We start from the raw sequence: 12,786 nt of genomic DNA on the forward strand, positions 1-12,786 counted from the left end.
ATCAGGCCGCGCTCTGCTGGAACTGAATCTGGTGCAGGTGAGCGTACAGCCCGCCATGCGCGAGCAATTCACGATGGCTGCCTTGCTCGACAATGCGCCCCGCTTCCATGACGAGAATCCGGTCCGCGCGTTCGATCGTCGAGAGACGGTGCGCAATCACGAGCGTCGTGCGTCCCTGCATCAGCGTTTCAAGCGCTGCCTGCACGTGGCGTTCCGATTCCGAATCGAGTGCCGAGGTCGCCTCGTCGAGAATCAGGATCGGCGCGTCCTTGTAGATCGCACGAGCAATCGCGAGGCGCTGACGCTGGCCGCCCGAGAACTTCATGCCGTTGTCGCCGACGAGCGTTTGCATGCCGTCCGGCAGCGCCTCAACCGTGTCCCACAGGTTGGCCGCACGCAGCGCATTCTTCACGCGCTCGGGATCGGCCGTCTCGCCATACGCGACGTTGTTGGCGACCGTGTCGTTAAAGAGCGTCACGTCCTGGCTCACCATCGCAATCTGGCTGCGCAATGCATGGATGTCGTAGTCCGGCAGCGGCACGCCGTCGACCAGCACCTGGCCGCCAGTCGGATCGAAAAAGCGCGGCAGAAGATTCACGAGCGTCGTCTTGCCGCTGCCCGATGGGCCCGCGAGCGCGATCATCTCGCCCGGCGCGGCCTTGAACGACACGCCGCCGAGGATCGGCCGCCCGCCCGCGCCGTACGCGAACCCAACGTCGCGGAACTCGATCTGGCCGCGTGCGCGCTCGAGCGGCTTGCCACCGCCAGCGGGCTCGGACGGCTCGTCGATCAGGCCGAAGATCAGTTCCGCCGCGGTCATGCCGCGCTGAAGCGGCTGATTCACGTCGATCAGGTGCTTGAGCGGCGAAATGACGAGCAGCATCGAGGTCACGAACGCGACGAAGCCGCCGACCGTGGTCTGGTCATGAGACGCCTGCACCACGGCGACCGTCAGGACGATAGCGAGCGCAATCGACGCGAGGAACTGCGTGAGCGGCTGCGCGAGCCCGCCGGAGATCGTCATGCGCATCTGGTAGCCGCGCAGGCGGCGGCTCATTTCGCCGAAACGGCTCATCTCGTACTGCTCGCCGTTGTGGACCTTGACGACCTTGTAGCCGCCCACGGTTTCTTCGACGACGTACGACAGCGCGTTGGTCAGCAACTGATGCTCGCGGTTCAGCCGCCGCAGCCGCCGGTTGATCTTGCTGACCAGCCAGCCGATGGCCGGCAGCAGCACGGCCACGATCAGCGTGAGGCGCCAGTTGAGGTAGAACAGGTAGCCGAGCAGGAAGACCACCGTGAGCGAGTCGCGCACGGCCGTCACCAGCACGCCCATCAGCACGTTGAGGATCTGGTTGACCTCGAAAACGATCGCATTGATGACCGTGCTCGCCGTCTCGCGCTGGAAGAATCCAACGCTTGCGTGGATCATGCGCTCGAACATCTTGAGGCGCAGTTGCAGCAGGATCCGGTTGGAGACGTATTGCAGCAGGTACCCGGACGCGTACTGGGCAATGCCGCGCACGAACGCGAGACCGATCACCGCGAGCGGAACGATCCAGCGCGCCTTGATGTTGCCCTGGGCACCGAAACCGTGGTCGAGCAGCGGCTTGAGGAGCGCGGGAATACCGGCCTCGGTCGCGGCCACGAGCGCGAGCGACAGCACGGCGGCGATCGCCACCGAGATGAGCGGCTTCAGATAGGGCCAGAGCCGGCGTCCGACAGACAGGGGAGACGACGCCTCACCGGAACCGATCGGCTTGCTGAGTGTGGACTGGGTGGGCTTGTTGCTCAAGGATTCCCCTGGAAATACACGTAGTTGCTGCAAATTCGAAATGCGGGCCCGGCGAAGCACCAACGGCCGCCTGCCGGCGCGGTACCGCATTGTATATGGAGGGCGCGCCCGCGCACCTTATCGCGCGGCAGCGAGGCTGACGCAGGTGGACCTCGGACACGGCAGATCAACGGCGCGCGCTTCTAGCGGCACATCGGTGCGCGCACCGATGTGTATACTTGCCAGGCGCAACGTTACGCGTGCCGCCCTCACCCACCCAAAAGCGCATGAAAAAAACCACGCTCGGCGTCGCCATCATCACGAAAAACGCGGCCCTGCGGCTTGCCCAATGCCTCGACGCGCTAGCCTTCGCGGACGACATCATCGTGATCGACGGCGGCAGCACGGACGGCACGGCGGACATCGCCCGCGCCCACAGTGCGCGCGTCATCGAGGAAACCCGTTGGCCGGGCTTCGGTCCGCAAAAGAACCGCGCACTTGATGCGCTCGCAACGGACTGGGTGCTAGCGATCGACGCCGACGAGATCGTGACGCCCGAACTGGCCGCTTCGATCCGCGACGCGATCGCCGCGCCCCAAGCCGACGTTTACGCCGTAGACCGGCTGTCGAGCTTCTGCGGTGCCTGGATCCGTCATGGCGGCTGGTACCCGGACTGGATTCCGCGGCTGTTCCGGCGCGGCGCAGCCCGCTTCTCCGACGACCTGGTCCACGAACGGCTCGTGTTCGACGGCCCTGCGCGCCGCCTCACGGGCAAGCTCATGCACTACTCGTACGAGGATTTCGACGCCGTCCTGCGCAAGCTCGACGCGTATTCGAGCGCGGGCGCCACCCAGCGCGCCGCGGCGGGCAAGCGCGGCAGTTTCGGCAAGGCACTCGGGCGGGGCGCCTGGGCCTTCATCCGGACCTATGTCCTGCGCGCCGGATTCCTGGATGGCCGCGCGGGCTTCATGATCGCGGTGTTCAACGCCGAAACCGTCTACTACCGCTTTCTCAAGCTCGCGCAGCACGGCGTGCGCACGCCGTAAGGCCCGCCGTCCGGACCGTCTTTCTCAGTCTTTCCCAGTCTTTCTCAGTACACGATCTCGATAGAACTACCGGCCAGTTCGCTGCGCAGCGCCGCAAGCAGGTCGTCGGTAGGTTTGACACGCCACGCGTCGCCCAGCCGGACCTCGCCTTCCGCGCGTTCGTTGCGATAGGCGATCTGCACCGCGAGCCCGTTCGGAATCACCGCGTGGCTGCGCTCGCGATCGCGGCCATAGCCGCCACCTTCGCGTCCGCCGCGCGCGCGTACCGGCTCGGCGGGCGCGGGCAGCGTGTCGTCGGGCTTCGCGCGATGCGCCTCCAGCACGGCGCGCAGCGCGTGCACGTCGGCGTTGCCGTTCACCTGCAGCTTCACGACCTGTGCGTAGCGGCTGCGTGCGCGCTCCAGATCCATCACCGTGTCCACGGTGAAGCGGATGCCGCCCGTGAAGGCGTCGTTGCGCGCGCCGCCCTGCACGACCAGCAGTTCGTCTTCCTTGAAAAGCGCCTTGTGCGCCTCGTACTGTTCGTTGAAGACCGTCACTTCGCACTGCCCTGAGCCGTCGTCGAGCAGCGCGATCAGCATCTTGCCGCGCTGGGTCATCTGCGTGCGCAGCGACGCGATCACGCCCGCGATGAGCTTGTCACGCCCTTCCTTCAGATCGCCGATCTTCTGGCGCACGAAGCGGCGCACTTCGTCCTTGTAGGCGTCGAACAGATGCCCGGAGAGATAGAAGCCGAGCGCCCCCTTCTCTTCCTGAAGCTTGCGTTTTTCCGGCCAAGCCGGTTCGTCGATGAGTTCGTGCGCGGCCAGCGGCGCGTCGCCCATGTCGAACAGGCCCGCCTGCATGGCGTTGGCACTCGCCTGGTCGGCGGCTTCCATCGCGAGCGGCACGGACGCGAGCAGTTGCGCGCGATTCGCGTGGATGGTGTCGAACGCGCCCGCGCGGATCATCGCTTCGATCGTGCGGCGGTTCACGACCCGCCGGTCGATACGCTCGCAGAAGTCGAACAGATCCTTGAAGAGTCCGCCCTCTTCGCGCGCACGCAAAATCTCCTCGATGGCGTTCTGGCCGCTGCCCTTGATTGCACCAAGGCCATAGCGGATCGTGCGCGAGCGTGCGCCGACGACCGCGGGATCGAAATCGGCGACCGGCTCGAAGCGGTACGCCGATGCGTTGACGTCCGGCGGCAGCACCTTCATGCCGTTCGTAATGCAGTCCTCGAAGAGGATCTTCACCTTGTCGGTGTCGTCCATGGCGAGCGACATGTTGGCCGCCATGAATTCCGCCGGATGGTGCGCCTTGAGCCATGCGGTGTAGTACGCAAGCAGCGCGTAGGCAGCCGCGTGCGACTTGTTGAAGCCGTAGCCCGCGAACTTCTCCATCAGGTCGAAAATCTCGTCGGACTTCTCGCGCGTGAGCCCGTTCGTCGCGGCGCCCTTGGCGAAAATCTCGCGATGGGTGGCCATCTCCTCGGCCTTTTTCTTGCCCATCGCGCGGCGCAGCAAGTCGGCGCCGCCCAGCGAGTAGCCGCCGATGATCTGCGCCATCTGCATCACCTGCTCCTGATAGACCATGATGCCGTAGGTCTCTTTCAGGACGGGTTCGACGCGCGGATCGGGATAGTCCACCACTTCGCGGCCGTGCTTGCGCGCGCAGAAGCTCGGGATCAGGTCCATCGGGCCCGGCCGGTACAGCGCCACGAGTGCGATGATGTCCTCGAAGCGGTCGGGCTGCGCGTCTTTCAGCATGCCCTGCATGCCGCGGCTTTCCAGCTGGAACACCGCGACCGTGTTCGCCTTCTTGAGGATCTGGAACGACGGCGCGTCGTCGAGCGGCACTTGCGCGAGCGACCAGTCTTGCTTCGACGGGTCGAGCCTGCGGATATAGCGCTCGGCCCAGTCGAGGATCGTCAGCGTCGTGAGGCCCAGAAAGTCGAACTTCACGAGGCCGACGGCTTCCACGTCGTCCTTGTCGTACTGGCTCACGACGCCGCTTTCGTCGCCCTGCGTGTAGAGCGGGCAGAAGTCCGTAAGCTTGCCCGGCGCGATCAGCACGCCGCCCGCGTGCATGCCGACGTTGCGCGTGAGGCCCTCCACGAGCTGCGCGAGGTCGAGCAGCTGGTGCACTTCGTCTTCGTTGTCGTAGCGCTCCTGCAGGAGCGGCTCTTCCTTCATCGCGTCGGCGATGGTGACGTGCTTGCCGGGCTTGAACGGAATGAGCTTCGCCACGCCGTCCGTGAAGTTGTAGCCGAGGTCGAGCACGCGGCCGATGTCGCGCACGGCCGCCTTCGCGGCCATCGTGCCGAACGTCGCGATCTGCGAAACCGCGTCTGCGCCGTACTTCTCCTTCACGTACTGGATCACGCGGTCGCGGCCGTGCTGGCAGAAGTCGATGTCGAAGTCGGGCATCGACACGCGTTCGGGATTCAGGAAGCGCTCGAACAGCAGGTTGTAGCGCAGCGGATCGAGATCGGTAATGCCGAGCGCGTACGCGACGAGCGAGCCCGCGCCCGAGCCCCGGCCCGGCCCGACCGGCACGCCGTTGTTCTTCGCCCAGTTGATAAAGTCCGCGACGATCAGGAAGTAGCCGGGGAAGCCCATCTTGACGATGGTTCCGCACTCGAATTCCAGACGCTCGTAGTAACGCGCGCGCTCTTTCTCACGCTCCGCTTCGTCCGGGAACAACTGCACGAGGCGCTTTTCGAGCCCTTCCTTCGAGAGCTGCACGAGGTAGTCGTCGAGTGAGAGGCCGTCCGGCGTCGGGAAGAGCGGCAGCTTCGGCTTGCCGAGTTCGAGCGTGAGATTGCAGCGCTTCGCGATTTCGACCGTATTCGCGACCGCCGACGGAATATCGGCGAAGAGCGCCGCCATTTCCGCTTGCGACTGGAAACGCTGCAGCGTCGTGAAGCGCTTCTGGCGGCGCGGATTCGCGAGGATGTCGCCCTCCGAGATGCACACGCGCGCTTCGTGCGCGGTGTATTCCTCGGCCTGCATGAACTGCATGGGATGCGTGGCGACCACCGGCAAGTTCAGGTCCGCCGCCAGCGTAACCGCCTGCTGGACATACGGTTCGCCGCCCGGCTGGCCGCAGCGTTGCAGTTCGATATAGAAGCCGTTCGGGAACAGCTTCGCCCAGCGCTGTGCGTGACGCTTCGCGCTTTCGGTGTTGCCCGCCGCGAGCGCGAGGCCGATATCGCCCTGTTGCGCGCCCGAGAGCGCGAGCAGCCCCTCGCCGAGGCCCCCTTCGAGCCACGCGACATCGATTTCCGCGCGGCCGCGATGCTGGTTCGTGAGCCACGACTTCGAAAGCAGTTCGCAAAGATTCAGGTAACCGCGCTTGTCCTTCACGAGCAGCAAAAGACGCGAAGGCTTGTCGCGGTCGTCCGGATTCATGACCCAGACGTCGCAGCCGGCAATGGGTTTGATCCCTTTGCCGCGGGCTTCCTTGTAGAAACGAACGAGACCGAATGCGTTGGCGAGGTCGGTAAGCGCGAGCGCCCCCTGGCCGTCTTTCGCCGCCGCCTTGACAAGGTCGTCGAGGCGCACGATGCCGTCGGCAATCGAAAATTCGGAGTGGATGCGAAGATGAACGAAGCGGGGATCTGACATGGGCGCCATTGTAACTCCAGCCCCGCGCGAATTCGGCCCGCCGGGGCGACGTTGGCCGTCTGGACAAGCCCTCCACGGCCGGCGGGCGCGGCGCCACGTCGCGAAGCAGGGTTGAGGGATAATAGCGAATTGCGCCCGCCGCCCGGACTACCTCTCTACCTCAGAAAGCCGGACGCCGCGGGCAAGTCTCACCGGTTTTCTCCATGCGCATCCTCAATCTCTCCGCCTACCAGTTCGCGACGCTCGACAAACTCGCCGAATGGCGTCCGCTCGTGCTCGAACGTTGTCAGTCGCTCGATTTGCGGGGCACGATCCTGCTCGCGCCGGAGGGCATCAATCTGTTCGTCGCCGGCGACGAAACCGCCGTGCGCACCTTCATCGACTACATCCGGCACGATCCGCTCTTCGAAGGCAAGTTCGCGACGCTGCAGTTCAAGGAAAGCTTCTCGGAAACGCGCCCGTTCAAGCGCATGCTCGTGCGCCTGAAGCGCGAGATCATCACGATGAAGAAGCCCGCGATCCGCCCCGAAGAAGGCCGCGCGCCGTCCGTCTCACCCGTCACGCTCAAGGCCTGGCTCGACCGCGGCCACGACGACGCGGGACGCCCGGTCGTCATGCTCGACACGCGCAATGCTTTCGAAGTCGACGTGGGCACGTTCGATCAGGCGCTCGACTACCGCATCGACAAGTTCAGCGAATTCCCCGGCGTGATCGAGGCGAACCGGGCCGATCTCGAAGGCAAGACCGTCGTGTCGTTCTGCACGGGCGGCATCCGCTGCGAGAAGGCCGCAATCCACATGAAGGAAGTGGGCATCGAACACGTCTACCAGCTCGAGGGCGGCATTCTCAAGTACTTCGAGGAAGTGGGCGGCGCGCATTATCGCGGCGATTGTTTCGTGTTCGACCAGCGCAGCGCGCTCGATCCGCAACTCGCACCGTCCCACCCCGTGCAGTGCCTCGCGTGCCGCGCGGTCGTGACGCCCGCCGGGCTGGCGTCGCCGCTCTACGTCGCGGGCAAGACCTGCCCCGCCTGCCATCCGGCGCGCGAAGACGACGCTTCGGCGCAGGCCAGCGCAAGCCCACGAGAGCGCCTGAGCCCGCACGAGCGTGACTGACACCCGCCGCGCGGCACGTTCCGGCCCTCTGCCCTATCGCGGACGCTTCGCGCCCTCGCCGACCGGCCCGCTCCATTTCGGCTCGCTCGTCTCGGCGCTCGCGAGCTGGCTCGACGCGCGCGCGCACGGCGGGACGTGGCTCGTGCGCGTCGAGGACATCGACGGCCCGCGCACCGTGCCCGGCGCCGACCTCGACATCCTCGCAACGCTCGAACGCTTCGGCTTTCACGCCGACGAACCACCGGTCTGGCAGAGCGCGCGGATCGAGCGCTATCGCGCGGCGCTCGACGCGCTGATCGCGGCGGGCCACGTGTATCCGTGCGGCTGCACGCGCAAGGAAATCGCCGATTCGCAATTGCGCACGCACCAGCGCAACACCACGCTGATCTACCCCGGCACCTGCCGCAGCGGCCTGCACGGCAAGCCCGCGCGCGCATCGCGCCTGCGCGTGCCAGACAACGCACATGCCGACACACATGCGGTCACACCCGCGGACACGCCCGCGCACGCGGCCGTGATCCGCTTCGACGATCGCTGGCAGGGTCCGCAGTCGCAGAATCTCGCAACCGAAGTGGGCGACTTCGTGCTGCTGCGTGCGGACGGGCAGTGGGCGTACCAGCTTGCGGTGGTGGTCGACGACGCCGAGCAGGGCATCACGCACGTCGTGCGCGGTGCGGATCTGCTCGATTCGACGGCGCGCCAGATCTGGCTGCAACGCTGCCTCGGCGTGCCGACGCCTGCCTGGCTGCACGTCCCGGTCGTGACCAATGCGGACGGCGAAAAGCTGTCGAAGCAGACCGGCGCGCAGGCGCTCGATCCCGATCGTCCGCTCGATGCGCTGATCGCGGCGTCCCGGCATCTGGGGCTTGCGCTGCGCGACCCGGCGCCAGCGACGCTCGACGCCTTCCAGGCCGACGCCATCGACGCCTGGCAGCGCAGGCTCGCGCAATTGCCGGCCGCCTGAACGCAGCGACGCGAGCGGCGTCAGCCGCAGACCTGGGCGCGCAAAAAACGAAACGGCGTGTCTGGCATAACGCCGGACACGCCGTTTGTTGGTGTGTGTTGATCAGCCGAAAAAAATCAGTTCGACGAAGACGACGAAGGCTTGTTGCGCCACGACGCTCCGAGCCCGCCCAGCAGCGCGGCGAGCGGCTGCTTCGACTGCGGCTTTTGCGGCGAGCCGTTGTTCGACGCGGAAAGTTCCTCGGCGGCCTTGCGCGCCACCGGCGACGGCTCATAGGGCTTCAGGAAGAAGTCATCGACGGGCTGCGCGCGGTGATGCGGCCGCTCGTACGACGTCGTGCGGCGATGGCCGCCGTGCGCCGGGCGCTCGCCGCCACGTTCACCGCGCTCGTGGCGCGGGCGGCTGCCGCCATCGTGATGCGCGACCGGCGTATCGATCGTGAGACGCTCCACGGGCAGCGAGCGCTTGATGAGCTTCTCGATGTCGACCAGCTGCTTCTTCTCGTTCGGGCTGCACAGTGAGAGCGCGTCGCCCGACGCACCGGCGCGGCCCGTACGGCCGATGCGGTGCACGTAGTCTTCGGCGTTGAACGGCAGGTCGAAGTTGATGACGGCCGGCAGTTCCACGATGTCGAGGCCGCGCGCGGCCACGTCGGTCGCCACCAGCGCTTCGATGTCCCCGCGCTTGAAGGCGTCGAGCGCCTGCATGCGCTCGCTTTGCGAGCGGTCGCCGTGAATCGCCGCGGCGACGATGCCCTGCTTCTCGATCAGGCGCGCAAGACGGCTCGCGCCGATCTTGCTGTTGCAGAACACGATGACTTGTTTCAGGCCGCGCTCGCGGATCAGTTGAACGACCGCGCCGGCCTTGTCGCCCTCGGCGACTTCGAAAACGATCTGCGTGACATTCGTGGCCGTCGAATTGCTGCGCGCGACTTCGATGGTCTGCGGCGTGCGCAGATACGTGGCGGCGAGCTTCTTGATTTCCGGCGAGAACGTCGCCGAGAAGAGCAGCGTCTGACGCTCCTTCGGCAGCAGGTTCAGGATGCGCTGCAGGTCCGGCAGGAAGCCCATGTCGAGCATGCGGTCGGCTTCGTCGAGGACGAGCATCTGCACCTGGCCGAGGTTCGTGGTCTTTTGCTGGACGTGGTCGAGCAGGCGGCCCGGCGTCGCGATCAGGATTTCGACGCCGCGGCGCAGCTCGTCGGACTGCGGATTCATGTCGACGCCGCCGAACACCACCGCGCTGCGCAACTGCGTGTGCTCCGCGTACGAGCGCACGTTCGCGGCAACCTGGTCGGCCAGTTCGCGTGTGGGGGTGAGGATCAGCGCGCGCACCGGATGGCGCGCGGGCGAGGCGCTCGTGTTCGCGCCGGGCAGCAGGCGCTGGATGATCGGCAGCGAGAAGCTCGCGGTCTTGCCGGTGCCGGTCTGAGCGGCGCCCATCACGTCGCGGCCCGTGAGGACGACGGGGATCGCCTGCGCCTGGATCGGCGTAGGCGTCGTGTAGCCCTGCTGCTCGATTGCCTTCAGGATTTGGGGTGCAAGGCCAAACTGGTCGAAGGTCGCAGTGGTGGGCTTGACGTCGGTGTCGGACATGGTGGCTTCGCTATAAAGGCGCCTGGGCGCATGGCGCGGCGGCACTCACGGCCGGGCGCCTCGACGGGGTGCAATCGCGGGGCACAGTCGCAACTGGCAACTCGCAGCCCGGCGGGCCGCGAGGCGTACGCCTGGCACAGGTCACCGGCGTACAGCCGGGGTAACGCTTCCGCACCGGCAATCCGGCCCGGAGGCAGGGATGCGCGCTACGGTACTGCGCGACAACCCCGGCTCTCATCCGGCAACCGCGGCGGCCTTATGCGGCCGGCGCACCTCGCCGAAAGCGCGGTATTGTAGCACCCTGGCATAAATCCTGATGGCAGCGCGCCCGGGCTTCTGCGCGCGAGCGCCTGCGCGGATCCGCAGGTTCTCGGGTGCGCACAGCGCCGCCCGAATCCTCCGCGTAGCCGTGCCGCATATTACCGGCCCAACATGACGGAAAATCGTCGCTCGCGAGGCGAGCCTGCCGAGTCTGCCGGACGAGTCGGCCCAACCTCAGCGCATGATCGTCGCGCAACCGGCGAGCATTGGTGCCGCGTTTTCGCCAGCCGAGGCGTCGTAGAGATCGGCGCGCGGGCCTTTCGTCCACCACGTATAGCGGCCAGCCTGATATTTCACGCCCGACGCGGCAATGGTTTCGACGAACAGCAGGCGCTGTCCCTGCACCGGCACCACCGCGAAACTCTGGCCGTTTTTCGCGTTGAGATAGGCAACCTTGAAGGTCCGGCCGTTGGCGCAGGTGTAGCTGAACGCTTGACGAGCCTGCGTCTGGATCTCAGGAACATTCAGCGGCGCGGCTTGCACTTGCGCCATTGCGCCGCAGGCCAGCGCGAGGCTTGCTGCGCGGAACGCCCAACCCGCAATCCGTTTGTTCTGCATGGGTTTCTCCGTGAGTGACGACGTGCGCCGCTTACGGTGCGGCACGTCAGGGATCGATGATGGCGGCGCGGCGGCCGCATGGCCCTCGACCGGTACGAGCTTCGCCCCATCGACGCGATGCGGCACCGCGCAGCATGGGCGCAGCTGACCGCGCCATGCTGGCGAATCTGCGCGGCTCGTCATCCTGAGCGCGGCGCCCGGAGCCGCGCTGCGACGCTCAGTCAGTCGCTCCGGCAGTCGCTCCGGCAGTCGCTTAGTCAGCCGCTTAGTCAGCCGCTCCGTCCCTGGCTCACTCCGCCGCGCTGCCCGACACCGGCTGCACCGCCGCTGCCACTGCGCGGGCACGGGCGCGCGCTTCCTCGATATCGGCGCCGGTCGCGAGCGCAACGCCCATACGGCGCTTCACGAAGCTCTCCGGCTTGCCGAACAGACGCAGATCCGAACCCGGCACCGCGAGCGCCGCAGCAACGCCTTCGAACGCGATCCCGCGCTCTTCACGCCCGCCGTAGATGACAGCCGACGCGCCCGGGCCGCGCGCCGTCGTATCGACGGGCAAGCCGAGGATCGCACGCGCATGCAGTTCGAACTCCGAGAAACGCTGCGACGCGAGCGTGACGAGCCCGGTATCGTGCGGACGCGGGCTCACTTCCGAGAACCACACTTCATCGCCGCGCACGAACAGCTCGACGCCGAAAATCCCGCGCCCGCCGAGCGCCTCGGTCACCTTGTGCGCGATTTCGCGCGAGCGTTCGAGCGCCTTCGGGCTCATCGGCTGCGGCTGCCACGATTCGACGTAGTCGCCGTCCACCTGCAAGTGGCCGATCGGATCGCAGAAATACGTCTCGACCTTCCCGCTCGCCGGATCGATGGCGCGCACGGTCAGCTGGGTGATCTCGTAATCGAATTTGACGAAGCCCTCGACGATCACCCGCCCGTAGTTCACGCGCCCGCCCGAGAGCGCATACAGCCAGGCAGCTTCGACGTCGGCGTCGCTGCGCAATACCGACTGCCCCTTGCCCGACGACGACATCACCGGCTTCACGACGCACGGGTAGCCGATCTTCGCGATGCCCGCCTTCAGTTGTTCGAGCGAATCGGCGAACGCGTACGGCGACGTGGGCAGGCCGAGTTCCTCGGCAGCGAGGCTGCGGATGCCTTCGCGGTTCATCGTGAGCTGCGCGGCGCGCGCGGTCGGGATCACTTCGGCGACACCGGCGGCTTCGACGGCTGCGAGCGCGTCGGTGGCGATGGCCTCGATCTCGGGCACGACGAGATGCGGGCGCTCTGCGTCGATCACCGCGCGCAGCGCCTGAGGATCGGTCATGTCGACGACATGCGCGCGATGCGCGACCTGATGGCCCGGCGCATTCTCGTAGCGGTCGACGGCGATCACTTCGACGCCAAGGCGCTGCAGCGCGATGATCACTTCCTTGCCGAGCTCGCCTGCGCCTAGCAGCATGACGCGCGTGGCCGAGGCTGACAACGGCGTGCCGATGCGGGTGCCGATCTGCATGATGTCTCCAGAATAACGATGGTGCTGCTCCATACGAGCGAGCGCCGATGTTAACACGCGGCCCAGGCGCCGCCGAGGCAGAGAGCGCACCGCCGTGGCGCGCAGGCGCGGACCTGCGCGTGCGCTTCGACGTGGCTCGACGTGGCTCGACGTGCCTCGACGTGCCTCGACGTGCCTCGACGTGCTTCGACGTGCTTCGACGTGCTTCGACGTGCCTCGACCGGCCTCGACGTTTGGCTCGCGCGCATGGCCGCTACTGCGTTACGCTTACGCCTTCGCCGATTACCAGGAC

The 12,786-nt window shown here is 66.6% G+C and carries 8 protein-coding genes; 3 read left to right on the top strand and 5 right to left on the bottom strand.

What is annotated here, in order from left to right:
• Position 1: 1 nt before the first annotated feature.
• The gene (gene msbA, locus Q0L30_RS07550) at positions 2 to 1,795 is read right to left on the bottom strand and encodes a lipid A export permease/ATP-binding protein MsbA (protein ID WP_296653325.1); all 1,794 of its coding nucleotides are present in this window, start codon (positions 1,793 to 1,795) and stop codon (positions 2 to 4) included.
• Between the two features lie 266 nt (positions 1,796 to 2,061).
• Here msbA and Q0L30_RS07555 point away from each other — a divergent pair, with 266 nt between their 5' ends.
• The gene (locus Q0L30_RS07555) at positions 2,062 to 2,820 is read left to right on the top strand and encodes a glycosyltransferase family 2 protein (RefSeq protein WP_296653328.1); all 759 of its coding nucleotides are present in this window, start codon (positions 2,062 to 2,064) and stop codon (positions 2,818 to 2,820) included.
• 44 nt (positions 2,821 to 2,864) lie between these two features.
• On the opposite strand, the gene dnaE is transcribed toward Q0L30_RS07555, so the two are convergent.
• Positions 2,865 to 6,437 carry a DNA polymerase III subunit alpha gene (gene dnaE / locus Q0L30_RS07560; protein ID WP_296653329.1) on the bottom strand — a complete coding sequence of 1,191 codons (3,573 nt, stop codon included), beginning with the start codon at positions 6,435 to 6,437 and terminating at the stop codon, positions 2,865 to 2,867.
• Positions 6,438 to 6,631: 194 nt separating this feature from the next.
• Here dnaE and Q0L30_RS07565 point away from each other — a divergent pair, with 194 nt between their 5' ends.
• Both Q0L30_RS07565 and gluQRS read left to right on the top strand, forming a co-directional pair.
• Complete coding sequence (locus Q0L30_RS07565) at positions 6,632 to 7,543, top strand: sulfurtransferase (protein WP_296653332.1); 912 nt, start codon at positions 6,632 to 6,634, stop codon at positions 7,541 to 7,543.
• A 28-nt stretch (positions 7,544 to 7,571) separates the two neighbouring features.
• On the top strand, positions 7,572 to 8,507 hold the full coding sequence (gene gluQRS, locus Q0L30_RS07570; protein WP_296653390.1) for a tRNA glutamyl-Q(34) synthetase GluQRS: 936 nt from the start codon (positions 7,572 to 7,574) through the stop codon (positions 8,505 to 8,507).
• Positions 8,508 to 8,623: 116 nt separating this feature from the next.
• Here gluQRS and Q0L30_RS07575 read toward each other — a convergent pair whose 3' ends face one another.
• The 3 genes from Q0L30_RS07575 to purT all read right to left on the bottom strand — a co-directional run bounded on the left by Q0L30_RS07575 (position 8,624) and on the right by purT (position 12,494).
• On the bottom strand, positions 8,624 to 10,102 hold the full coding sequence (locus Q0L30_RS07575; protein WP_296653338.1) for a DEAD/DEAH box helicase: 1,479 nt from the start codon (positions 10,100 to 10,102) through the stop codon (positions 8,624 to 8,626).
• A 495-nt stretch (positions 10,103 to 10,597) separates the two neighbouring features.
• Positions 10,598 to 10,915: an MliC family protein gene (locus Q0L30_RS07580; protein WP_296653391.1), complete on the bottom strand. Its 318-nt coding sequence runs from the start codon at positions 10,913 to 10,915 to the stop codon at positions 10,598 to 10,600.
• A gap of 355 nt (positions 10,916 to 11,270) precedes the next feature.
• A complete protein-coding gene (gene purT / locus Q0L30_RS07585) occupies positions 11,271 to 12,494 on the bottom strand; it encodes a formate-dependent phosphoribosylglycinamide formyltransferase (RefSeq protein WP_296653342.1) in 1,224 nt (407 codons plus the stop codon).
• Positions 12,495 to 12,786 lie beyond the last annotated feature (292 nt).

Origin of the sequence: Paraburkholderia sp. (assembly GCF_024281035.1) — a bacterium.
Classification (GTDB): Bacteria; Pseudomonadota; Gammaproteobacteria; order Burkholderiales; family Burkholderiaceae; genus Paraburkholderia.

What these genes read in the sequence shown, in the direction of transcription:
- purT (WP_296653342.1), bottom strand. Translation starts at nt 12,494, where the DNA reads ATGCAGATCGGCACCCGCATCGGCACGCCGTTGTCAGCCTCGGCCACG.
- Q0L30_RS07580 (WP_296653391.1), bottom strand. Translation starts at nt 10,915, where the DNA reads ATGGCGCAAGTGCAAGCCGCGCCGCTGAATGTTCCTGAGATCCAGACG.
- Q0L30_RS07555 (WP_296653328.1), top strand. Translation starts at nt 2,062, where the DNA reads ATGAAAAAAACCACGCTCGGCGTCGCCATCATCACGAAAAACGCGGCC.
- Q0L30_RS07575 (WP_296653338.1), bottom strand. Translation starts at nt 10,102, where the DNA reads ATGTCCGACACCGACGTCAAGCCCACCACTGCGACCTTCGACCAGTTT.
- dnaE (WP_296653329.1), bottom strand. Translation starts at nt 6,437, where the DNA reads ATGGCGCCCATGTCAGATCCCCGCTTCGTTCATCTTCGCATCCACTCC.
- Q0L30_RS07565 (WP_296653332.1), top strand. Translation starts at nt 6,632, where the DNA reads ATGCGCATCCTCAATCTCTCCGCCTACCAGTTCGCGACGCTCGACAAA.